The following is a 21,573-nucleotide window of genomic DNA, read 5'->3' as shown; positions in this document are numbered from 1 at the left end:
CACTAAACGGCGCTCGGCGGCGCCCGTCGCCCACAACGTTTCAGCCTGGAGCAGCCATGCGCACCACCCCCTCCCCAGCACCCGCCGACCGCATCCGCGGTGTGGTCCTGCGCCCCGGCACCGAACTCGCCATGGCCGATCTCGTGCTCGCGCCGCCCGGCTCCGGCGAGGTCGAGGTGGCGGTGGTCGCGGCCGGGGTGTGCCACTCGGACCTGCACGTGGTGCGCGGCGAATGGGACGTGCCGATGCCGGTGGTCCTGGGCCACGAAGGTTCCGGCGTGGTCACCGCGCTCGGCCCGGACACCGAGGACTCGGGCCTGGCGGTCGGGGACCACGTCGTGTTGTCCTGGGTGCCGGCATGCGGCGTGTGCCGATACTGCCTGGCCGGCCGCCCGGCCGCATGCTCCCTGGTCGCCGAGGTGGTCGCGCCCAAGGGTGTCCTGTACGACGGCACCAGCCGACTGAGTACCACCGCCGGCGAGCCGCTGCACCACTACCTCGGCGTGTCCTCGTTCGCCGACCGGGTCGTGGTACCGGCCTCCGGCGCGATCAAGGTCCGCAAGGACGCGCCGCTGGACGCACTGGCCCTGGTCGGCTGCGCGATCGCCACCGGGGTGGGCGCGGTACGGAACACCGCGGGCGTCGAGGCCGGTGCGACCGTCGCGGTGATCGGGTGCGGTGGCGTGGGGTTGTCCTGCGTACAGGGCGCCCGGCTCTCCGGGGCGTCCCGAATCGTCGCGGTGGACGTGGTCGCGGACAAGTTGGCCCTGGCCCGCAAGCTGGGCGCAACCGACACGGTCGATGCGAGCGCGGGCGATCCGGTGGCGGCGCTGCGCGCGCTCGTACCCGAGGGCCTGGACTACGTGTTCGACGCGATCGGCAAGATCGCCACCACCGAGCAGGCCATTGCGGCGCTCGGCCAGGGCGGCGCGGCGGTGATCGTCGGCCTCCCGCCGACCGGGAGCAGCGCCCGGTTCGATCCGCTCGCGCTCGCCGAGGCCGACCAGCGCATCCTCGGCTCCAACTACGGCTCGGTGGTGGCCCATCGGGACATCCCGGTGCTGGTCGACCTGGTGGTCGGCGGCTTCCTGGACGTCGAGTCGATGATCTCCGCGCGCCGCCCGCTGGAGGAGGCGGGCGACGCGCTCGCCGAGCTGAACGAGGGCCGCGCGCTGCGCCAGTTGCTGATCACCGGCTACGAACCCGAGGCGTACGAACCCGCCGAGGCGGGCGTGGCCGGCACTGATTCGGCCGCGTACGGGGCGTACACGGCGTACGCCCCGCCGCGGTCCGCACACACCCCGTCCGGCTACGACCCCACCAAGCGCGAGGGCTGACCGATGACTACTCTCACCCCAGGCAATTCGGCCGGAAAGTTCGAAAAGTCAGACAAGTCAGGCGTGTCAGGTAGATCAGGTAGATCAGGTAGGTCAGGAAAGGCGAAGCCCGTGCCCGCATCCGCACCCCCGCCGGGCGGCGCCGGCGACGACGGTCTGGCCCGGCGCAGTGTGACCACCTTCGAGGTGGGCGCGCAGAGCGTGGCCAACGTGGCGCCGAGCGCGGTGATCGCGTTCGCGCCGGCGAGCATGGCCGCGTCGGCCGGGAACGGTGCGTGGTTCTCGTTCTTCCTGGCGATGGCGGCGGTGCTGGCGATCGCGTACTGCATCTGCGTGTTCGCCCGGCGGCGGGCCGGCACCGGGTCGTTGTACGCGTTCACCCGGCTCTCGCTGGGCCCGGCCGGGGCGTTCGTCACCGGCTGGGCGCTGCTGCTCGGCGCGGTGTGCATCGGCTCGGGCTCGCTGGCCGGTGCCGGCTACTACACCGGCCGCGCCCTCGACGGGATCGGTGTGAGTGCGTTCACCGGGGTGACCGGCCAGGTCCTGCTCGACGTATTGCTCGCCGCGATCGCGGTCCGGCTGACCATCGCGAGCGTGCGCACCGCCGCGCGGGTGGCCGCGACGTTGGAGGTCGTCTCGATCGTCTTGATCGTGGTGGTCCTGCTCGCCGTCTTCGTCAAAAGCGACCACAACCTCTTCGACGCCGACCAACTCACCCTGAGCGGCAGTTCCCTCGACGGCATCGTCTTCGCGGTGGTCCTCGGCGTGCTCGGCTTCGTCGGCTTCGAGGGCGCGGCCTCGCTGGGCGCCGAGGCGACCGACCCGTACCGGGCGATCCCACGCGCGGTGATGGGCAGCGCGCTGCTCGCCGGGCTGCTGTACATGTTCGCCACGTACGCCCAGGTGGTCGGCTTCGGCGGCCCGGACGGGCTGGTGGCCAGCGCCGACCCGATGGACGAACTGGCCGAACTCTCCGGCCTGGGCTTCCTGAAGTTCTTCCTGCACGCGGGCTTCGCGGCGTCGTTCCTGGCGGTGGTGATGGCGTGCGTGACGGTGGCGGCCCGGCTGCTGTTCGGCATGGCCCGGGAGGGCGTGGTCCCGGCCCGCCTGGGTCGGGCACACCCGACCCACAAGACCCCGTCCACCGCGATCTGGGCGGTCACCCCGTTCGTCGCGATCCCGACGGTGGCGGTGATTGTGGCCGGCACGAACGGCCTGGACGCGACCACGTACATCGACACGATCGGCGTCTTCGGCTACATGTTGTCCTACGTCCTGGTCTGCCTGGCCGCGCCGCTGTTCGTCCGCAAGACCGGCGCCAAGGCCCTGGCGATCACCTGGGCATTGGGCCTGATCGGCGCGGCGGCGATGGTCTACGTCTTCTACCGCAACCTGTGGCCCATCCCGGAGTCCCCCCTCAACGTCCTCCCCTACATCTTCGTCGGCGCATTGGTGGTAGGCCTGGCCGGCTACGGAGCCCTCCACCTCCGAAACCCACAACAAGCAGCCCAGGCAGGCACCTTCGCCGACGACGCGGCATAGGCGGCGAAGGCTGCCCGGTCGGGGGCGCGGCGAGGGCCAGGTTGCCGCCCGGGTCGGCTTGGGTGGTTCGTGGTGGGGGCGGTTGGCTGGTTGGGCGTGGTGGTGTTGGGCTGGTGTGGGGGTGGCCCTGGGTCGGTTCGGCGGAGCCGGGTCGTGGCAGGTGGCCACCGTCTCGTCGTTGCTCGTCCCGTCCGGGGCCGGGGTCTTTTGCTTGGTGCTCCGCATCCGTTGTTGCCCGTCCACTACGTGGCCGTTACTGCCCGGGACGGCTTCCCTGGCTCGTGGTCGGGGGCGGTTGGCCGCTTGGGCGTCGTGGCGTTGGGCTGGTGGCGCGGTTGGCCCTGGGTCCGTTCGGCGGAGCCGGGTCGTGGCGGGTGGCCACCGCCTCGTCGTTGCACGTCCCCTCCGGGGCCGGGGTTTTTGCTTGGTGCTCCGCATCCGTTGTTGCCCGTCCACTACGTGGCCGTTACTGCCCGGGACGGCTTCCCTGGCTCGCGGTCGGGGGCGGTCGGCCGCTTGGGCGTCGGGGTGTTGGGCTGCTGGCGCGGTGGCCCTGGGCCCGTTCGGCGGGGCCGACTCGTGGCAGGTAGCCGCCGCCTCGTCGTTGCACGTCCCCTCCGGGGCCGGGGTCTTTGCTTGGTGCTCCGCATCCGTTGTTGCCCGTCCACTACGTGGCCGTCACCACCCGGGACGGCTTCCCTGGCTCGCGGCCGGGGGCGGTCGGCCGCTTGGCGGCCTCGGCGGCCGGTGGCCATGCCGCGTCTCGCAGCCCCTCACGGCTCCCGCTCCCTCCTCGGGCCCGAAACCGGATCCCGACGAGACTCCCAGGACTTGGGGCGATGCGTGACCTGCGGTTTTACCCGGCGCCCGCATCTGCGCAGGCCGGCGAGCGCGGGTTTCGTGCTTGCTGGGCCGAGACCGAGGCACGACAAGGCAGAAAGGGCCTGCACCCCGCTCGAAAACCGAGCACGAAGACACACCCCGCCCAAGACCCCGTGCCAGCGCTCCACTTGCACACCGCAACATGCGCCGCCCAACCGCAGCGGGGCCGGATCGCCTGCGCAGCGGCCGAACCCCCCGACGCCCCAGGGACAACGGCCCCCGACCACGAGCCAGGGAAGCCGACCAGGGTGGTAACGGCCACGTAGTGGACGGGCAACAACGGATGCGAAGCACCAAGAAAAAACCCCGGCCCCGGAGGGGACGAGCAACGACGAGACGGCGGCCACCCCCACGACCCGGCCCCGCCGAACCGACCCAGGGCAACCCCCACACCACCCCAACACCACGACGCCAAGCGGCCAACCGCCCCCGACCACGAACCACCCAAGCCGTCCAGGCCAAACCCGCAACCTGCCCGCGCCCCACGCTGGTTGCGCCACGTGCCCCGCCGTGCTCCACCGCGCCCCGGGTCGTTGCCTGGTCGCGCCCCGGCAGCGCCGCACACGCACAACGCCTTCGAGCGGTCCGGCCCGGCGCTCCGCATCCGGCTCTCCATCCGCCGTACGCGCGCGCCACCCACCCGACTCGGCCCGATCGTCCGAAAGCGGGCAAATGCCGAACAACGGCTTGCTGCACTCTCGTTGGGCGTCCGGTGAATTGTGATTCGGGGCCGGAAGATTTCCCACGGCTGAATTGACTAAACATCGCGTCGGCACGATTCTTGCATTCGGCGGCCCAGGGGTGGGGAGCCCGGTGACCGACTCGGGCAGCGGGGGCCGCCTTTTCGTAAGGAGTCGTTTTTTCATGTCCCTGACACAGCGGGGTATATCCCGCGCTGCCGCGGTGTGCGCCGCCACCGGTCTGGCCGCGGTCGCGGCGATCGGGTTCGCACCCGCCGCACACGCCGACACCGCCGCGCTGCAATTCCGCGGTCACGTGAAGAACACGGAGGGCAAGGTCGCCCTGTCCGGCTTCATGTGGAAGCAGCAGACCGAGCTGATGGTGCTGAGTGCCGAGAGCGCCAACGCGCCGCAGGTGCTGGTGTATTGCATCGACCTGGAAACGACCGTCCGCAAGGGCGTCGACTACCGCGAGGGCGCCTGGGCCGACTCCTGGCTCAAGGACACCGCCAAGGTCGCCAAGATCAACTGGGTGCTGAACCACTCCTACCCCAAGGTCAACGACCTCGACGCGCTGGCCAAGGCCGCGGGCGTGTCGGACAAGAAGGGCAGGCTCGACGCGCAGGAGGCCGTCGCGGCCACCCAGGCGGCGATCTGGCACTACAGCAACGGCGTCAACGCGTCCCTCTCCGGCAACGGCAAGGACGTCCTGGCGCTGTACAAGTACCTGACGGGCGAGGCCAACAAGGGTGAGGCCAACGAGCCCGGCGCCTCCCTGGAGCTGTCGCCGACCGCGACCAGCGGCAAGGACGGGGACACCCCCGGCGTCGGCCCGGTCACCGTCAAGACCACCTCGACCGAGCCGGTCGCGGTCAAGCTCGACGGCACCGTACCCACCGGGGTCTCGCTGGTCGGCAAGGACGGCAACCCGCTCGGCAACGCGGCCAACGGCACCGAGCTCTACGTGAAGGTGCCCAAGAGCCAGAGCCCGGGCGAGACCAAGATCTCGGCCACCACGAAGGCCGGCGTCAACATCGGCCGGGTCTTCCTGGCCAAGGACCGCAAGCACTCGCAGACCCTGATCGCGGCCGGCTCGCAGCCGTTCTCGGTCAGCGCCGCGGCCTCGGTCAAGTGGAGCCACCAGCCCGTTCCGGTCCCCTCGTCCGCGTACAAGGAGGACTGCGTCCAGGGCGGCGTCAACGTCACGCTGAAGAACACCGGTGACGGACCGGCCGACTTCAAGGTCAACGGCGAGAAGGTGACCGTCCCGGCCAACTCGACCAAGACGCAGTTCATCAAGGTCGCCGAGGACACCGACTACACGGTGACCGTGACCGGTCCGGGCGGCTACAGCCAGACCTACTCGGGCAAGCTGGACTGCGTCGAGAACCCGACCATCCCGCCGACCACCACGCCGCCGACGACCGCGCCGCCGGTCACCACGCCGCCGACGAGCCTGCCGCCGGTCACGAAGCCGCCGGTCACCACCTCTGCGCCGGCCACCTCGTCCGCCCCGCCGACGTCCGCCCCGCCGACGACCGGCTCGCCGAGCACCTCCGCGCCGAGCACCTCGGCCCCGGCGACCACACCCGCCACCCCGTCGGCTCCCCCGACGACTTCGGCGCCGGCCACCACCTCCGCCCCGGCCACCAGCAGCTCGGCCCCGGTGCCGACCAGTGCCAACCCGACCGGCAGCGAGGGCCCGACCAAGCCGATCGTCGAACCCGGTACGGACAACCCGTCGATCGAGGTGCCCTGGCTGCCGGTCGCCCCGGTCGGCAAGGACCTCGCGAACACCGGTGGCGACGACTCCAACGTGGTGCTGATCACCGGTGTCGCCGCCGCACTGCTCCTCGCCGGCGGCGGCGCGATCTACCTGAACCGCCGCCGTGGCCGCCACCAGGCCTGAGCAATCGCACCACCGCTGAGCCGGATCGACACACCGACTGACCCGGCCTGACGACAAAGGCCCCGCCATCACGGCGGGGCCTTTGTCGTACGCGACTTCCAACGCGACTTCCAACGCGACGTCCATCGGGAGGTCCATCGGGACTTCCATCGCGACGTCCATCCGTATCGCCGCGATTGCAATCCGTGTTTTGTCGATAGCGCGATTCATTTCCCCATCGAACACCCGGCGCGCTCAGCGTATTTGCGACGTGACTCGCACGAAGTACCGCTCCGGACTGGGACACAGCTGTGACAATTCCCGGCTACCGATTGCCGTATTCCCTCCGGTCATGGAATTCCAGCCCCGGCAACGCTGGTTCATCCGCCCGCCCCATTCAGACCGCCCCCCATCCACCGGAAGGCACTCGCCGGACGCCGGACATCGCAACGTCACCTCCCCGTCGGCAGGTTCGCGCCACCCGTGCAGTCGATCACCGTCCCGGTCATGAAGCCGTTCCCGACGAACAACCGGATCACGTCGGCGACTTCGTCCGCGTGGCCGACTCGGCCGACCGGGGTGGCCGCGCTGATCCCGGTGAACAGTTCGGTGCGTGCCTCGGTGGGGATCGCGTCCCACCACGGCGTGTCGATCACGCCGGGCGAGACCGCGTTGATCCGAATCGGCGCCAGCTCCACCGCCAGCGGCGGCACCATCGCCTGCAACGCGCCGTTGATCGCGGCGAGTCCGGACGTGCCGGGGAAGGCCGCGCGCGCCGAGGCCGCGGTCACGAACGTCACCGACGCGTGTGCCGCAAGCCGTGGCAGCGCCCCCTGGAGGGTCCGGACGAACGGCCAGAACTTGCCCGCGAACCCGACCTCCAGGTCGGCCGGGTCCAGGCTCGCGATCGGCCCGCTCCCGGACGCACCGCTGAGCGCCAGGACGAGGTGGTCGATCGGCTCGACCGAACTCGCAAAGAACTCGGCGACCCGGACCGGGTCCGTACCGTCCAGCCGGTGGCCGGTGGTCTTCCCGCCGATTCGTTCCACCGCCGCGTCGAGCCGGGCCTGATCGCGGCCGGTGATCACCACTTCGGCGCCGTCGGCGGCGAGCAGTGCGGCGGTCGCCTCGCCGATTCCGGAGCTGCCGCCCATGACGACGACGCGCTGACCGTGCAGAGAACGGGACACAGACATGGATGCCTTGCCTTCACTTGGAGTACTGGGAGTGCCAGAAGCACCGGGAGCACCGGGAGCGCCGGGAGCACCGGGAGCGCCAGGAACAGCGGAAGTACCGGGAGTACCGGAAGTACCCGGTGTGCTCGAGCAGCCCCGGAGTTACCGAGACCCCCGGTCTCGACAAAGCATTGCCGAGACCCTCGGTCTCGTCAAGGGGATATGGTGATCCCATGCCGCAGCAGCCCGACGACGAAACCCCCCGCCGCGCACACACCGGCCGGCGTCGCAACGAGGACGCCCGCCGCGCGATCCTGGACGCCGTACTGGTCCTGCTCGCCGAGTCGGGCGGCGCACCGGTCACCATCGATACGATCGCGCGCGCTGCCGGCGTCGGGAAGCAGACCATCTACCGCTGGTGGCCTTCGAAGGGCGCGGTGCTCCTGGAAGCCTTGATGGGCCTGGCCGGTGACGTCGTGTCACCTCCCGAGGCGGACACCCTGCGGGCCGACCTGACCTCGTTCGTCACCGCCACCTTCCGCGGTGCGCGTGCCGAATCGACCGCGGCCGTGCTGCGCTCGCTGGTCCGCGAGGCGGCCCGCGATCCGCATGCCGCCGACCTGGTCCGTACCTTCACCGAGTCCCGCCGCGATGCGCTGCGCGCGCTCCTTGCCCGGCATCCCGACGAACTCGCCGCGGCCGTGGACCTCGATCTGATCGTGGATCAGCTGTACGGACTCTTCTGGTACCGCTTCCTGCTCGCCCACCGCCCACTGTCCGAGCAGGCCGCCATCACCCTCGCCGCCGCCCTCGCCGACCAGGCCACCGCCACCCCCGCGGCAGGCAACCGCCTCCGTCGGGAATGATCCGACGCGCCGAGGACCTGTACTCGACGACCGTTCGCTTCGGAGGGACCCCGACCATGTCGCACCGCATCATCAACCCCGACGGCCTGCACGACCCGGTGCACTTCGGCTACAGCCACCTCGCCGTGGCCTCCGGGGAGCTGGTCTTCGTCGCCGGGCAGTACGCGTCGGACTCCGACGGCCATGTGACCACCGACGACTTCGCCGAACAGGTCGAGGAATCCTTCGAGAATCTGCGAATCGCGCTGGCAGCCGTCGGCCTGGACCTGAGCCACATCGTCCAGCTCCGCACCCACATCGTCGATCACGACTCGGACAAACTGGCCATCCTGGGCAAGGCGATCGGCGCGATCTGGGGCACCGTCCCACCGACCCAGACGCTCAGCGGAGTCGCCGCGCTCGCCCTGCCGGGCATGCTGTTCGAGGTCGACGCGGTGGCCGTACGGCCCTGAGCACACCGCCCGGCGGGCACCACACGAACGCCCCGGCCGTACGGGACGACCCGGCGGCACGCAACGGCCCGGCCACCCGCAGCCGGCCGGGCCGTTCGCGCACGCGGCCCGGCCGGCCTACCCAACCCGACTCAACCCGACCCGATCCCACTCAACCCAACCCGACCCGATCCGACCCAACGCGACCCAATCCGCCCGACCGTCAAGCCGTCAAGCCGTCAAGCCGCCCGACCGTCAGGCCGGAACCAGGTGGGACCGCTGCCGGCCCAGCCGGTCGATCTCCAGCTCCATCACGTCGCCCGCCGCGAGGTACGGGAAGCGGCCGGACAGCGCGACGCCCTGCGGTGTACCGGTGTTGACGATGTCGCCGGGTTCCAGGACCAGATACTGCGACAGGTGGTGGATCAGGTACGCCACGCCGAAGATCATGTCCGCCGTGGTCGAGTCCTGCCGGGCCTCCCCGCCCACCCACGAACGCAGGCCCAGGGTCTGCGGATCGGTGACCTCGTCGGTGGTCACCAGCCACGGGCCGAGCGGGTTGAACGTCTCGCAGTTCTTGCCCTTCGACCACTGGCCGCCGGACTGCTCCAGCTGGAACGCCCGTTCGGACACGTCGTTGCTGATCGCGTAGCCCGCGACATGCGCCAACGCCTCCTTCGGCGAGGCCAGGTAGCGGGCCTGCCGGCCGATCACCACGGCCAGTTCGACCTCCCAGTCGGTCTTGACCGCGCCGCGCGGGATCAGCACGTCGTCGTAGGGACCGACCACGGTATGCGGCGTCTTGTAGAACAGGATCGGCGTGGTCGGCGGCTCGGCGCCGGATTCGGCCGCGTGCGCCGCGTAGTTCTGGCCGATGCACAGGACCGCACCGGGCCGGGCCACCGGCGCGCCCACGCGCAGGCCCGCGACGTCCAGCTCCGGCAGTGTGCCCGCCGCGGCGGCCTCGCGTACTCGTGCGACGCCGTCCGAGGCGAAGAACGCGCCGTCGATGTCGGCGGTGAGCCGGCTCAGGTCGAAGTGGCGGCCGTCGGCGGCGAACAGCACGGGGCGTTCGTTGCCGGGCTCGCCTACGCGCATCAGGCGCACGGTGAACTCTCCAGATCCATATGGGTATCGGTGATGTGGAATGCGGTGTTTCAGCCGACCCGGACAAGCGCGTCGGGGCCGACCTCATGGCCGAGTGGACGACCCGTCAGATAGCGCTCCACCTCGTCGAGAACGATGTCGCCCTGGCGACGGCGACACTCGACCGTACCGGCGGCCCGGTGCGGAGTCAGCAGCACGTTGGGCAACGCCCGGAACGGATGTGCCACCGGCAGCGGTTCCGCGTCGTACACATCGAGCGCCGCGTCGATCCGCCCGGTCCGCAACTCGGCGAGCAGCGCGCCCTCGTCGACCAACCACGAGCGGGCCGTATTGACCAGTCCGGCGCCGTCCGCGAGCAGCGCCAACTCGGCCGCGCCGATCAGGTGTCGGGTCTCCGGCAACGACGGCGCGTGCAGCGCGACGATCCGACTGGTCCGCAACAGCTGTTCCAGTGAGACGAGTTCCGCACCCAGCTCGGCCGCGTCGGCGGCGCTCAGGGTGGGGTCGGCCACCTGGACCCGGGCGCCCAGCGCGCGCAGCACCTCCAGATACGCCCGCCCGGTCCGCGACGCGCCGACCACTCCGATCCGGGTGCCGAGGATCTCGTGCCGGTCCGGCGCGACCGAGGCCGCATCCCAGTCAAGGCCACCGCGCAGTGCGTGGTCGTAGCGGTGTGTCCGGTGCAACAGGGCGAGCGTGAAGGCCAACGCGACCTCGGCCACCGACCGCGCCATCCCCTGCCCGGCCTGGGTCACCCGCACCCCGCGCGCGAAGGCGTCTGCCCCGACATACGGCCCGATCGCCGCGCCGGTATGCGCGAGCAGCCCGATCCGGGGTGCCGCCGCGAGCAGTTCGCCGGTCAGCTTGGGCATCCCCCACGACGACACCAACACATCCGCGCCCGCGACGGCCGCCCGCAACGCCTCGACGTCGCCGGGCTCGTCGACCAGCACGACCTTCGCAAACGCCCGCAGCCGCGCGGTCACCCCACCCTCGTCACCACCGGCACCAGCGTCACCGCCACCGCCACCACCGCCGAAGAACTCCGTGCGCAGCTCCGGCGGCACGGCCACCGCCACAACCGCCGGAGCGTCCCTACCCCAGCCAGTCATCGAGGTGCTCCCGCACGAACTCGTCGTCCGTCAACCACGGATACGCCTTCGCCACCCGGTCGATCTCCGCCGCCTGTCCCGGGGACAACGTCTCCGCCGGGTCCAGACACCAGGTCCCGGCCAGCAGCCCCTGTCGGCGCAACACCTCGTGCACACCCGCGATACAACCCCGGAACCCGCCGCGCACGTCGAACACCGCCGAGTTGGCATCGGTCAACTCCGGTGCCCGACCCAGCAGTTCCACCATCGCCGGATGGTCGCCCGCCCGCGCCCGACGCACTCGCTCCAGCAGCGTGACCGCGGTCGACGTCCAGACCGCCCACTGCCCGAGCAGCCCGCCCGCGAACCACCGGGACCGCTCGCCGGCCCGATACGGCGTCAGCAGATCCGTGATGATCGCGTCGTCGTTGCCCGTGTACAGCGCGACCTCACCGGCCCGGTCGGCCGACGTGATCGCGGCGAGTACATCCGCGGTGCGGTAGCGGTCGAACGGCGCGATCTTGATCGCCGCCACCGACGGGATGTCGGCGAACGCGCGCCAGAACTCCGGGGTCAGGAACCGGCCGCCCACCGCGTCCTGGAGGTAGAACCCGATCACCGGCAACACCTCGCCGACCGCGCGTGCCCGGTCCAGCAGGCCCGGTTCGTCCGCGCCCGGCACCGCCGGGCTCAGCAACACCGCGTCATAGCCGAGCGAGGCGGCCAGTTCGGCCTCGGCCACCGCCTGTGCGGTGTAGCCGCACGCCCCGGCCACCCGCACCACCGGGCGGCCCGCCTCGCGTGCGATCGTTTCGGCGGCCAGTGCCAACACCGGGCGCAGCAGCCCGACTTCCGGCTTGCGGATCTCGAACTGCGTGGTGTGCACGCCGACCGCGACGCCGCCCGCGCCGGACGCGAGGTAGTACCGGGTCAGCGCCCGCTGCCGCCGCTCGTCGAAGCGCCCCTCGGCGTCCAGGGCGAGCGGGTGTGCCGGGATCACGGTGCCGTCGCGCAGCAGGTCGAGCGGCGCGGCGGGGGCACCCGGGGCTGACCCCGCGTCGACCGAACCCGGGTAATCCGTAGCGGAGTTGAACACGATGCCTCAGAACTTTCCGTCGCGGACCTGGAACTTGGTGGCCTTGCCGGACAGCGGGTGACCGCGCCGGATCCAGTCCGCCTGCCAGGCCACCAGGGTGCGCAGGGGGACCTCGGGGTAGCCGAACAGCTCGTGACAGCGGCTCGCGTCGGACAACAGCGCGCTGCCCGACTCGGTGCCGACCAGCACCGCCTCCCGGCCGAACTCGGCGCCGAACCAGGCCGCAAGGCGCCGCACCGACGCCGTTTCCGGGCCGGTCAGATTCACCGTGAACGGCGCCGCGGCGTGCCGCAGCGCACGCAGCGCGACCTCGTTCGCGTAACCCTGCCACACCACATTGGCCTGACCCGTCGTCACATCCACCGGCTCACCCGCGAATACCGCCGTCGCGAGGTCGGCGAGTACGCCATACCGCAGGTCCACCGCGTAGTTGAGCCGGATCAGCGCGACCCGGGTGCCGCGTGTGGTCGCGGCGTGGGTGAACACCCGCTCGCGGCCCAGGCACGACATCGCGTACTCCCCGACCGGTCCCACCGGGTCGCTCTCCACGCTGCCCCCGGAGCCCGCCGCCACCAGCGGGTAGACGTTGCCCGTGGAGAACGCCGCGATCCGCGCGGCCGGGTAGCGCCGCGCGATCCGGTCCGGCAGCGCGGCGTTGACCGCCCACGCCTGCTCGGGCGCGCCGGCCGAGCCGAACTTGGCGCCGACCATGAACACCACGTTGCCCGCGTCGGGGAGTTCGGCCGGGTCGCCGTCCATCAGGTCGAACGCGACCGTTCGTACCCCGTCCGCCGCCAACGACTCGGCCGCCGCCCGATCCGACCAGCGCGAGACCGCGTACACCGTCACGTCCGTACGCCCGCCCGCGTCCAGCGCGCGGCGGGCCAGCCGGCACAGGCTCGGCCCCATCTTGCCGCCCGCACCGAGCACGACCAGGTCGCCTTCCAACTCCGCGAGGTCCGCGATCAGCGCGGCCGACGGGGTCGCCAGGAGTTCCTCCAGCGCCGCTTCACCATCGGGACCGGACCTGGGGCGGGCGAGTCCGCCCGCGGTGCCATCCGCTTCCAATACACCATTCATGACGCGTGATCAGCCCTTGATTCCGGTTGCCGCCACGCCTTCGGTGACGTAGCGCTGGCCCACCAGGTAGGCCATGAAGATGGGGACGAACGCCACCACGGAGCCCGCGAGGACCACGTTGAGCGGCACGTTCTGTTGTTGCAGCGAGGCGATGCCGACGGTCAGCGTGCGCATGTCGGTGCTCTGTCCGACGATCAGCGGCCACAGGAAGTCGTTCCAGTGCCACAGGAAGACGAACGTGCCGAGCGTGGCCATGATCGGCTTGATCAGCGGCAGGACGATCCGGACGAAGATCTGGAACTCCGAGGCGCCGTCGATCTTGGCCGCCTCGAACAGCTCGTCCGGCAGTCCCTGGATGAACTGCCGCATCAGGAACACCGCTTGCGCGTTGGCCAGGGACGGCAGGATCAGCCCCCAGTAGGTGTCGACGCCGTTCATCTTCGCGATCAGGACGAACGTCGGAATCATCGTCACGTGGTACGGGACCATGACCATCGACAGGAACGACCAGAACATCGCCTCGCGGCCGGGGAAACGCTTCTTGGCGAACGCGTAGCCGGCCAGCGCGGAGAGCAGCAGCGTGCCGAGCACGCCGACGATCGAGTAGATGAGCGTGTTGATCAGCCACTGGGGGACGTCCTGCGAGCCGAGCACGTCGCGGTACGCGCTGGTGGTCAGGTGCCACGGCAGCAGGCTGCCCGGGAACTCGACCGCGCCGGACGGCTTCAGGGACAGCACGACCATCGCGTAGAACGGGAAGATCGTGGCCAACGCGACCACCCCGAGCAACACGCCGCGCAACGCCTTGCCGCGTCGGGTGCCGCGCAGCGCGTACGGCACGGTGTCCGGTTCGCGGCTCGCCCCGGAGCCCTCCCGGCGGCGACGCAACCCGAGGCGGGTGCGCGGGAGTTCGGCCTTCGCCGCGGCGACCGCCGGGACCGGCGGCGCGGTCTCGGCGACCTCGTGGGTATCGAGGGACATGGTCACTTCTCCTTCCCGATCACCAGGCGCTGGATGACCGCGACGATGAGCGTCAGCACGAACAGGGCCAGGCCGATCGCACTGGCGTAGCCGAGATCGAAGTACTTGAAGCCGGCGTCGTAGAGCTGGAACACCAGCGTGTAGCTGGCGTTGGCCGGGCCGCCGCCGGTCATCACGTAGACCGCGTCGAAGACCTGGAAGCTGGCCGTGGTCTCGATCACGGCCAGGAAGAACAGCGCGGGCTTCAGGCTCGGCAGGATGATGTATCGGAAGCGCTGCCAGGGGCCGGCGCCGTCGGTCAGCGCGGCCTCCTCCAGCTCGCGCGGCACGTTCTGCAGACTGGCCAGCAGGATCAGCATGCCGTAGCCGAACCGCGACCAGATGCCCACGATGGCCAGCGCCGGCACCACGAACACGTCGTCGGCCAGCCAGGATCCGGTGTGTCCGCCGACCCAACCCATCGCCGTCGACCACGGACCGTCGGTGGAGAAGATCCAGATGAACACCGTGGAGGCGAGCACCAGGCTGGTGACCACCGGGAGGAAGAAGATCGAGCGGAACAGCTTGGCACCGCGGAACGCCCGCCGGGTGAGCAGCGCGAGGCCCATCGCGGCGGCGATCGTGCCGGGCACGGTGATCGCCGTGTACAGCACGGTCACCTGGAGCGAGGACCAGAAGACCGGGTCGTCCCACAGCCGGGTGAAGTTGTCCAGGCCGGTGAACTTCGGCGAGTCCAGCAGCGAGTAGTCGGTGAAGCCGAGCAGCACGCCGGCGATGCCGGGGCCGAAGCGGAACAGCACGAACAACACGAAGGCGGGCAGTACGAACAGCAGCCCGATCCGGGCCTCGCGGCGAGCGTGCGGCCCGCGTCGGCGGAGCCTGCGGGGTTGTTCCGCGACTGCGGCCACGGGGACCTCCTTGGGCTGGGAAGGCGGATGGAACACAACGGATGGGTGGGCGGCCCGGACGCGGGGGCCGGGCCGCCCGGTCGGGGCAGGCGCGCGAGCACGCGTCGGGGTCAGCGCGACAGCAGCGCGTTCGCCGCCTTGGCCGCGTCGTTGAGCGCGTCCTTGGGGCTCTTGTTGCCGATCAGCGCGGCCTGGATCTCGGGGGCGAGCACGCCCATCACGTCGCGCGACTTCTCCTTGAGCGGACCGGCGCTCATCACGTCGAGCGTCTTGGCCACGTCGGCTTGGAGCGCGTCCCCGGGGTAGGGGTCGGCGGCCGAGGTGCGGGCCGGGAAGTAGCCGCCGGACTTGACCAGCGCGAGGCTGTTCTCCGGCTTGGCGACGAACGAGATCCACCTGCCGGCGGCGTCCTTGTTGGCGCCCTTGAGCATCGCGAACGAGCCGACCGTGCCGTAGCCCGCGGACTTGACGTCCTTGAGCGGCGGCATCACCACGGTGTTCTCCTTGCCCCAGAACTTCGCCACATCGGCGGGGGTGTTCTGCCACGTGCAGGCCACCTTGCCCTTGGCGACCGGGGTCTGCTCCAGCTTGGGTGTGGTGGTGACCTGGTCCTTGTCCGTGTAGCCCTTGTCCACCAGGGTCTTGAGGTAGCTCAGCGCCTTGACGCCGGCCTCGGAGTTGAACGCGACCGACTTGCCGTCGGCGGCGAACACGTCGCCGCCCGCCTGCCACAACATCGGGTACCAGGTCATGTTCAGGGTCTGCTGGGTGTCCCCGCTGTAGCTGGTGGCCTGGTAGCCCTTCTCCTTCAGCCGCGGTGCCAGGTTGAGCAGGTCGTCCCAGGTGCTCGGGTAGTTGCTCTCGCCCGGCTTCGCATCGCCCAGCGCGGCGAACACCCGCTTGTCGCAGATCAGCGGGTTGGCGCTCATCAGCAGCGGGGTGGCCAGCGGCTTGCCGTCCACACTGACCGAGTCGAGCGCGGCCTTGCGGAAGTCCGCCTTGTCGGCGGCGGGCAGGTAGTCGTCGGCGGGCACCAGGCTGCGCTGGTACTTGGGCAGTTGGTCGGGCACCAGGTAGACCACGTCCGGGCCCTTGTTCGCCGCGATGGCGGTGGCGAGCGCGGTGTCCCGGTTGGCCCACGGGTAGGTCTCGACCTTGACCTTGTAGCCCGGGTTGGCCTTGCTGAACGCGTCGCCGAGCCCGGCCCAGTACTCCTTGTTCTTCGCCTCGTCGGCGATCACCGGGTACATCCAGGTGGTGACCGTCTTGCCGCCCGAACCGGGGCCGGACGAGCCGCCGCAGGCGGCCAGGCTCACGGTGAGCGCGGTGGCGAGCACGGGGAGGGTGAGTACCCGGAGGGTACGCGGACGAATGGTTCTCAGCGGGCGGATTCTGCTCAGCGGACGGATGCTTCTCATGCGGGTGGTGTCTCCTGACAGCGTGATTTGACGGGGTGTCAGCTCAACAAGCAGCGCAGAACGGCGCTCAACTGCTCGGCACGGACTCGGTGTTGCCGCCGTGTCGGGAGCGTTCGACGGCGAAGGCGGCGAGGTGGCTGCCGAGCGAGTCGGTGCCGTTGGAGCGGATGTGTGCGGGGTCGCCGGTGGCCAGCGCGGTGACGAACGCGTCGATCAGCGCGGTGTCCCCGCCGCCGTGCCCGTCCGCCGCGTTCGATCCGGACGCGCCCGCATCGTGGGTGACCACGTGGTCGTCGGCGAAGGTGTGCACGGTGACCCGCTCGCCGTCGCCGCGCAGCCAGCCGTGGCTGCCGAAGATCCGTACCTGACGGTGGGTCTGTTCGGTGAACGCGGTCATCGTGAAGGTCGCGGTGATCCCGCCGGACAGCCGCATGGCCACCACCTGGTGGTCCACCACGTCGTTGTCGCAGTGGTAGACGCAGCGCCCGTACGGGCCTTCGCGCAGCGCCCGAACCAACTCGGCCTGATCCTGCGGTCCGTGTGCCGCGTCCGTGACGTGGTTGATCGGCCACGCGTCGCCGGTCTTGCGCAGCGCGGGGAAGTACAACTTGGGTCCGGAGTAGGGGCATTCGGGTTCGACGGCGCAGTCCAGGCAGTTCTGGGCCGAGCCGGCGGGCGCGTTCTCCGGCTTGAAGTGGGCCAGCCCGCCGAAGCTGGCGACGGTCTCGATCCGGGCGCCGGTGACGTATCCGATCCAGTCCAGGTCGTGTGAGGACTTGGCCAGGATCATCGGTGACGAGTCGGCCTCGCGGCTCCACGGGCCGCGTACGTAGGAGTGCGCGTAGTGCCACCAGCCGACCGGCTCCAGCAGGTCCAGGCTGACGATCGAGCCCAGTACACCGGAGTCCAGGACGCCCTTCACCAGGTCGGTGTAGGGCGTGTAGCGCAACACGTGGCACACCGCGAACGGGACGCCGGCCTCGGCGACGCCCTCGATGATCCGCCGGCAGTCCGCCTCGGTGGCGGCCATCGGCTTCTCGGTGAGGATCGCGTAGCCGGCCCGGGCCAGGGCCAGGATCGGTTCGACGTGTTCGCGGTCCTGGGTGGCCACGATCACCGCGTCGGCGATCCGCTCGTCGAGCAGTGCCCGCCAGTCCTCGAACTCGACACGCGCCCCGGTCGCCGCGCGCGCCGAGGCGCGGGGGTCGGCGACCGCGACCAGTTCGGCCCGGTCGGGGTGCCGACGGATCCAATCGGTGTAGGTGAGCCCTCGGTTGCCCGCGCCGACCAGGGCGATCCGGACGGGTCGGTCGGTGCCGGCCGGGTGGCCGGTGTTCGTGGTCAAACTGGCGGCGGTCATGGTGCTTCCCGTGGTGCGAGGGCCATTGCGAACGATCGGGGCGGCGCGAAGGATCGGGGCTGCGCGAAGGATCGAGACTGCGCGAAGGGTCGGGGCTGCGCGAGAGAACGAGACGACTGCGGGTCAGAGCAGTTGGTTGCCGGCGGTGTGCGCGACGCGCGGTCCCTCGGCGGGGAGCGCGGTACGGGTGACCCCGTCCTCGACGCAGCCGCTGTGCAGCAGCGCACCGGTGCCGCCGAAGGCGGAGCCGGCCAGTTCCAGCCGCCCGCCGGTGAACGAACTACCCGCGGCGCGGTAGCGGTTGGGCCCGTCGGTGATCAGGATGTGTGCGGTGCCGGCGTCGGTGGTGGTCGACCCGCAGCCGTCCAGCTGCCAGCCGACGGTACGGGCCCCGCCGGTGCGGGACAGCAACGCGCGGGCCGCATTGGTCCCGCCGAGCCGGGTCCGGGACAGCGACACCGCCTGGTCGCCGGTGCCCGCGAAGCGCAGTCCGCTGTCCCGCAGTTCGCCGCCGACCACGGCAAGTGCCGGGCCGGTGACCGTGGTCGGGGCGGCGGCCGGCGTGCCGATCAGCGTGCAGTCGGTGAGCACGAGTCGGCCGGTGTTCTTCAGGCTCGCGTTGTCCAGGCCCTTGAGGGTGACCCGGTTCAGGTGCAGCTCGCTCGTCACGTTGGCCTGGGTGATCTCCGCGTCCTTGGCCAGGGTGAAGGTCGAGTCGGCGATCACATTGGCACGCTGCGAACGGCTCGACGCCTGCGAGACGATCAGCGGCCCGGACGCGGTACAGCCGCGGATCTGCACGCCGTCCGCGTTCACCCACAACATCCCGGACCCGGCGAGCGCCGGCTTCCCGATCACCTGCATGTCCTCCAGGGTCAGGTCGGTGATCTTGACCCGGGCCACGAACCACGAACACACGTGCTTTCGGACGGTGATCCGCTTGGCCACCGAACCCCACGCGGCACCGGAGTTGGCGAAGGTCATCAGGCCGGAGTTGCCGGTGTAGACCAGGTCGTGCTCGAACTGACCGTGCGTCACGAACGGTCCCTGGTCGTCCCCGTCGCCGTGACAGTTGGTCACGTAACAGTAGGCGGAGGCGGTCAGGTCGTTGAGGTGTCGGCTGTTCGCGACGTGGCAGTCCTCGACGTGCCCGTACAGGCAGTAGATCTGCTGGGTCAGATAGCCGGCGCCGCCCCAGGTGACGCTGGCCGGGTTCTTCAGCGAGCAGGCGCGGGTGCGGTAGTGGGTGCACCACCGGCGCATGATCACCGGCCAGAACGAGCCGACCGCGTCCACGTGTTCGACATCGCAGTGGGTGGTGTACTCGTAGGCGATCGGATGCGAGCCGGTGTACTGGTCGCCGTCGGGGATGCCCTCGAAGACCATGTTGCGCACGTGCGCCCGGTCCACCGGCTCGATTCGGGTCCAGGTGAAGGTACGGCCGGCGGCGAGGTCCCAGCCGATCTTGTAGCCGACCCGGATGTGCGTCGCGTCGACGAGTTGGGTGATCTCGACCAGGCGCTGCACCTCCTGCTCGTACTTGCCCTTGCCCGGCTCCGGGTCGATGGTGACGGCCCACCAGTCGCCGACCTTGAACGCCTTGCTGTCCGGCACCTCGAACACGTCGGCCAGGTCGGGCATCGGCTGGGAGAGCCCGGCCCTGACCACGGTGTCGGTGACGGTGCCCTTGAAGTAGAGGACGGCGCCGAACGGGTTGTCGTGGGTGTTCTTCTCGATGCCGGTGGTGCGGACGGTGTGGCCGCCGAAGTCGAGCACGATTCGGGAGCGGCCGAAGGTGTGTCGTTTGACGAAGAGCAGGTCGGTGTGCGCCTCGATGCGGTGGATGTAGGGGTCGTTGACCATCGCGTCGAGCGCGGCGTCGGCGGGGACGTGGTCGTCGAGGATGCCGAACCGGCGGAAGTCCATCACGCCGTCGTGCACCTGGATCCAGCGGCCGTCCCGCTTGGGCGAGGGAATCGCCAACACCGTGCCGCCGTTGGCCGGGAGCGTGGCGCGCGGGTCCCAGCGGACCACCATGCCGCCACCATCGCCCGCGGCGTGATAGCCGGCCACCACGACGATCGTGTTCGGGGCCAGTCGGCGGGTCTCCAGGCGCAGCAGCGCGGCGACCGTGGCGACGCCGGTGGGCACGTTGCCGTCCTCGTGCCGGTCGTCGGCGGACGGGGACGAGGCGGCGACCGCGGTGCCCGTCGCGGCCGTACCGGCGAGCAGCAGGCCGCCCAGGCCGCCCGCGGCGAGCAGGCGGCGGCGCGACGACCCGGGGGCGGGGGTCGGCGGCGTGGGGACGGTGGCGGATTCGGGGGACGTGCTCATCGGGAACCTCGGCCTTCGACGGCTGGGGGGTGCGGATGCTTCCCGTGACACGTGCCGAGTACGGCGTTTCCCATCGGTGGGAAACCCGCGGCGGATGGCGTTTCGGTGGGCTGTGCGGGCCTGCTGACGGACCGTCAACCCAGGGCCGGCGGTCGGGCACGATTCGTGGCAGCGAACGTGCGGGCCCTGATGAGTCATGGAACGTAGGCCGGCGCCACGATCGCGGTCAAGACCTCGTGGCCGACTTTCCCGGTGCGTAATCGGGGAAACACGAAGGGGTCGCGCCGGGTTGCCCCGACTCGACCCCTTCTCCCCGATTGCTCGTCGACTGCTCGGCGCTGCTCGCCGACTGTTTTCAGCCGGCGTCGATCCCGCTCTCGCCGCCCTCCACGCTGCCCAGTTCGCGGCTGACCCGCAGTGCGCCGGCCCGGACCTGGCGGCCCAGTTCCTGGAAGCGCCAGCCGGGCAGGTCGAGCTTGAGGCCGGTGATGCTGATCGCGCCCACGCATTGGTCCCGGTGGTCGCGCACCGGGCTGCCGATGCAGAAGATCCCGTCCGCGTCCTCCTCGTCGTCCAGCGCGTATCCGGTCTCGCGGATGTCGCGCAGGTGGGCGAGCAGCGTCGCGGTGTCCGTGATCGTGTGCGACGTGCGCCGGGGCAGTCCGGAGCGTTCGATCACCGCGCGCGCCTCGGTCTCGGGCAGCGCGGACAGGATGGCCTTGCCCAGGCCGGTGCAGTGCGGCAGCTCACGCACGCCCATCCGCAGATCCAGGCGGACCCGCTGCTCGATCCCGACCTGGTCGACGACCACCGCGAGCCCGCCCTCGGGCACCGCGAAGCGGGCCGCCATGCCGGTCTCCCGGGTCAGCTCGGCCAGCACCGGCCGGGCCACGTCCCGCAGCGACACCTGCGACTGGGCCCGGTCGCCGAGCCGGGCCAGGCCCATCCCGAGCCGGTAGCGCCGATTCATCCCCTCTCCGTCGTCCGAGACGAAGCCGTAGCCGCGCAGGGTCTGGAGCAGTCCGAAGGTGGCGCTCTTGGAGATCCCGCAGGCCTGACCGACCTCGGTGACGCTCATGCCGTCCCCCGGGCCGCGTGTGGAGAGCACCTCGAGGATGTCCGCGGCCCGGGCGACGGACTTCACCCAGTACTTCGACTCCTCGACATTCTCGTTAACGCTGTTCGACATAGCAGAACACTTTACCGGTCCAGACCTCTTGACTGGTTTGTACATCCAAATGTAAAGTCTGGGACTGTTCGGTCCTGCCGAACAGTGTTCAGAAAAATACGGTGTGCTGAAAAATGCCACACCTGCGACGCGTGCCGAAGGCGGATGGCGCCGAGGATCCACGGCCTGGCAGGGCCACGGATCCGAACGGTCACGAACGACGCAAGGA

General features: G+C 70.6%; 16 protein-coding genes. 5 read left to right on the top strand and 11 right to left on the bottom strand.

The window, feature by feature from the left end; genetic code table 11:
- Positions 1 to 56 precede the first annotated feature (56 nt).
- The 3 genes from ABIA38_RS21180 (at position 57) to ABIA38_RS21170 (ending at position 6,350) form a co-directional block, all read left to right on the top strand.
- Positions 57 to 1,337 carry a zinc-binding dehydrogenase gene (locus ABIA38_RS21180; protein WP_424640288.1) on the top strand — a complete coding sequence of 427 codons (1,281 nt, stop codon included), beginning with the start codon at positions 57 to 59 and terminating at the stop codon, positions 1,335 to 1,337.
- A 111-nt stretch (positions 1,338 to 1,448) separates the two neighbouring features.
- Positions 1,449 to 2,879 (top strand): APC family permease, encoded by a 1,431-nt coding sequence (locus tag ABIA38_RS21175; RefSeq protein WP_424640287.1) that lies wholly within the window; start codon positions 1,449 to 1,451, stop codon positions 2,877 to 2,879.
- A gap of 1,746 nt (positions 2,880 to 4,625) precedes the next feature.
- Complete coding sequence (locus tag ABIA38_RS21170; protein ID WP_424640286.1) at positions 4,626 to 6,350, top strand: Cys-Gln thioester bond-forming surface protein; 1,725 nt, start codon at positions 4,626 to 4,628, stop codon at positions 6,348 to 6,350.
- 431 nt (positions 6,351 to 6,781) lie between these two features.
- Here the strand turns inward: ABIA38_RS21170 and ABIA38_RS21165 are convergent, their stop codons facing one another.
- Positions 6,782 to 7,525: an SDR family oxidoreductase gene (locus tag ABIA38_RS21165; RefSeq protein ID WP_424640285.1), complete on the bottom strand. Its 744-nt coding sequence runs from the start codon at positions 7,523 to 7,525 to the stop codon at positions 6,782 to 6,784.
- Between the two features lie 212 nt (positions 7,526 to 7,737).
- Between ABIA38_RS21165 and ABIA38_RS21160 the strand changes: the two genes are divergently transcribed.
- Entirely contained in the window at positions 7,738 to 8,370 is a 633-nt protein-coding gene (locus tag ABIA38_RS21160) for a TetR/AcrR family transcriptional regulator (protein ID WP_424640284.1), read from the top strand.
- A 56-nt stretch (positions 8,371 to 8,426) separates the two neighbouring features.
- Positions 8,427 to 8,822, top strand: a complete 396-nt coding sequence (locus ABIA38_RS21155) for a RidA family protein (protein WP_424640283.1) — start codon at positions 8,427 to 8,429, stop codon at positions 8,820 to 8,822.
- 234 nt (positions 8,823 to 9,056) lie between these two features.
- Here ABIA38_RS21155 and ABIA38_RS21150 read toward each other — a convergent pair whose 3' ends face one another.
- The 10 genes from ABIA38_RS21150 to ABIA38_RS21105 form a co-directional block, all read right to left on the bottom strand.
- On the bottom strand, positions 9,057 to 9,908 hold the full coding sequence (locus ABIA38_RS21150) for a fumarylacetoacetate hydrolase family protein (protein ID WP_424640282.1): 852 nt from the start codon (positions 9,906 to 9,908) through the stop codon (positions 9,057 to 9,059).
- Between the two features lie 50 nt (positions 9,909 to 9,958).
- On the bottom strand, positions 9,959 to 11,020 hold the full coding sequence (locus ABIA38_RS21145) for a hydroxyacid dehydrogenase (protein ID WP_424640281.1): 1,062 nt from the start codon (positions 11,018 to 11,020) through the stop codon (positions 9,959 to 9,961).
- Positions 11,004 to 12,017: a dihydrodipicolinate synthase family protein gene (locus ABIA38_RS21140; RefSeq protein WP_424640342.1), complete on the bottom strand. Its 1,014-nt coding sequence runs from the start codon at positions 12,015 to 12,017 to the stop codon at positions 11,004 to 11,006. Before ABIA38_RS21140 ends, ABIA38_RS21145 begins: the two co-directional genes overlap by 17 nt.
- 84 nt (positions 12,018 to 12,101) lie before the next feature.
- A complete protein-coding gene (locus tag ABIA38_RS21135) occupies positions 12,102 to 13,175 on the bottom strand; it encodes an NAD-dependent epimerase/dehydratase family protein (RefSeq protein WP_424640280.1) in 1,074 nt (357 codons plus the stop codon).
- Positions 13,176 to 13,184: 9 nt separating this feature from the next.
- Complete coding sequence (locus ABIA38_RS21130; protein ID WP_424640279.1) at positions 13,185 to 14,156, bottom strand: carbohydrate ABC transporter permease; 972 nt, start codon at positions 14,154 to 14,156, stop codon at positions 13,185 to 13,187.
- Positions 14,157 to 14,158: 2 nt separating this feature from the next.
- On the bottom strand, positions 14,159 to 15,064 hold the full coding sequence (locus tag ABIA38_RS21125; protein ID WP_424640278.1) for a carbohydrate ABC transporter permease: 906 nt from the start codon (positions 15,062 to 15,064) through the stop codon (positions 14,159 to 14,161).
- Between the two features lie 110 nt (positions 15,065 to 15,174).
- Positions 15,175 to 16,482, bottom strand: a complete 1,308-nt coding sequence (locus tag ABIA38_RS21120; protein ID WP_424640277.1) for an extracellular solute-binding protein — start codon at positions 16,480 to 16,482, stop codon at positions 15,175 to 15,177.
- Between the two features lie 67 nt (positions 16,483 to 16,549).
- Positions 16,550 to 17,842: a Gfo/Idh/MocA family protein gene (locus ABIA38_RS21115; protein ID WP_424640276.1), complete on the bottom strand. Its 1,293-nt coding sequence runs from the start codon at positions 17,840 to 17,842 to the stop codon at positions 16,550 to 16,552.
- Positions 17,843 to 17,965: 123 nt separating this feature from the next.
- Positions 17,966 to 19,768 carry a peptidase C14 gene (locus ABIA38_RS21110; RefSeq protein WP_424640341.1) on the bottom strand — a complete coding sequence of 601 codons (1,803 nt, stop codon included), beginning with the start codon at positions 19,766 to 19,768 and terminating at the stop codon, positions 17,966 to 17,968.
- Between the two features lie 763 nt (positions 19,769 to 20,531).
- The gene (locus ABIA38_RS21105; protein ID WP_424640275.1) at positions 20,532 to 21,365 is read right to left on the bottom strand and encodes an IclR family transcriptional regulator; all 834 of its coding nucleotides are present in this window, start codon (positions 21,363 to 21,365) and stop codon (positions 20,532 to 20,534) included.
- Positions 21,366 to 21,573: the final 208 nt, after the last annotated feature.

The sequence above is a fragment of the Embleya sp. AB8 genome (assembly GCF_049739465.1).
Taxonomy (GTDB): domain Bacteria; phylum Actinomycetota; class Actinomycetes; order Streptomycetales; family Streptomycetaceae; genus Embleya.
This window is presented reverse-complemented; position numbering and strand designations above follow the sequence as displayed.

What these genes read in the sequence shown, in the direction of transcription:
- ABIA38_RS21180 (WP_424640288.1), top strand. Translation starts at nt 57, where the DNA reads ATGCGCACCACCCCCTCCCCAGCACCCGCCGACCGCATCCGCGGTGTG.
- ABIA38_RS21170 (WP_424640286.1), top strand. Translation starts at nt 4,626, where the DNA reads ATGTCCCTGACACAGCGGGGTATATCCCGCGCTGCCGCGGTGTGCGCC.
- ABIA38_RS21165 (WP_424640285.1), bottom strand. Translation starts at nt 7,525, where the DNA reads ATGTCTGTGTCCCGTTCTCTGCACGGTCAGCGCGTCGTCGTCATGGGC.
- ABIA38_RS21160 (WP_424640284.1), top strand. Translation starts at nt 7,738, where the DNA reads ATGCCGCAGCAGCCCGACGACGAAACCCCCCGCCGCGCACACACCGGC.
- ABIA38_RS21155 (WP_424640283.1), top strand. Translation starts at nt 8,427, where the DNA reads ATGTCGCACCGCATCATCAACCCCGACGGCCTGCACGACCCGGTGCAC.
- ABIA38_RS21145 (WP_424640281.1), bottom strand. Translation starts at nt 11,020, where the DNA reads ATGACTGGCTGGGGTAGGGACGCTCCGGCGGTTGTGGCGGTGGCCGTG.
- ABIA38_RS21135 (WP_424640280.1), bottom strand. Translation starts at nt 13,175, where the DNA reads ATGAATGGTGTATTGGAAGCGGATGGCACCGCGGGCGGACTCGCCCGC.
- ABIA38_RS21130 (WP_424640279.1), bottom strand. Translation starts at nt 14,156, where the DNA reads ATGTCCCTCGATACCCACGAGGTCGCCGAGACCGCGCCGCCGGTCCCG.
- ABIA38_RS21120 (WP_424640277.1), bottom strand. Translation starts at nt 16,482, where the DNA reads ATGAGAAGCATCCGTCCGCTGAGCAGAATCCGCCCGCTGAGAACCATT.
- ABIA38_RS21115 (WP_424640276.1), bottom strand. Translation starts at nt 17,842, where the DNA reads ATGACCGCCGCCAGTTTGACCACGAACACCGGCCACCCGGCCGGCACC.
- ABIA38_RS21110 (WP_424640341.1), bottom strand. Translation starts at nt 19,768, where the DNA reads ATGGACTTCCGCCGGTTCGGCATCCTCGACGACCACGTCCCCGCCGAC.
- ABIA38_RS21105 (WP_424640275.1), bottom strand. Translation starts at nt 21,365, where the DNA reads ATGTCGAACAGCGTTAACGAGAATGTCGAGGAGTCGAAGTACTGGGTG.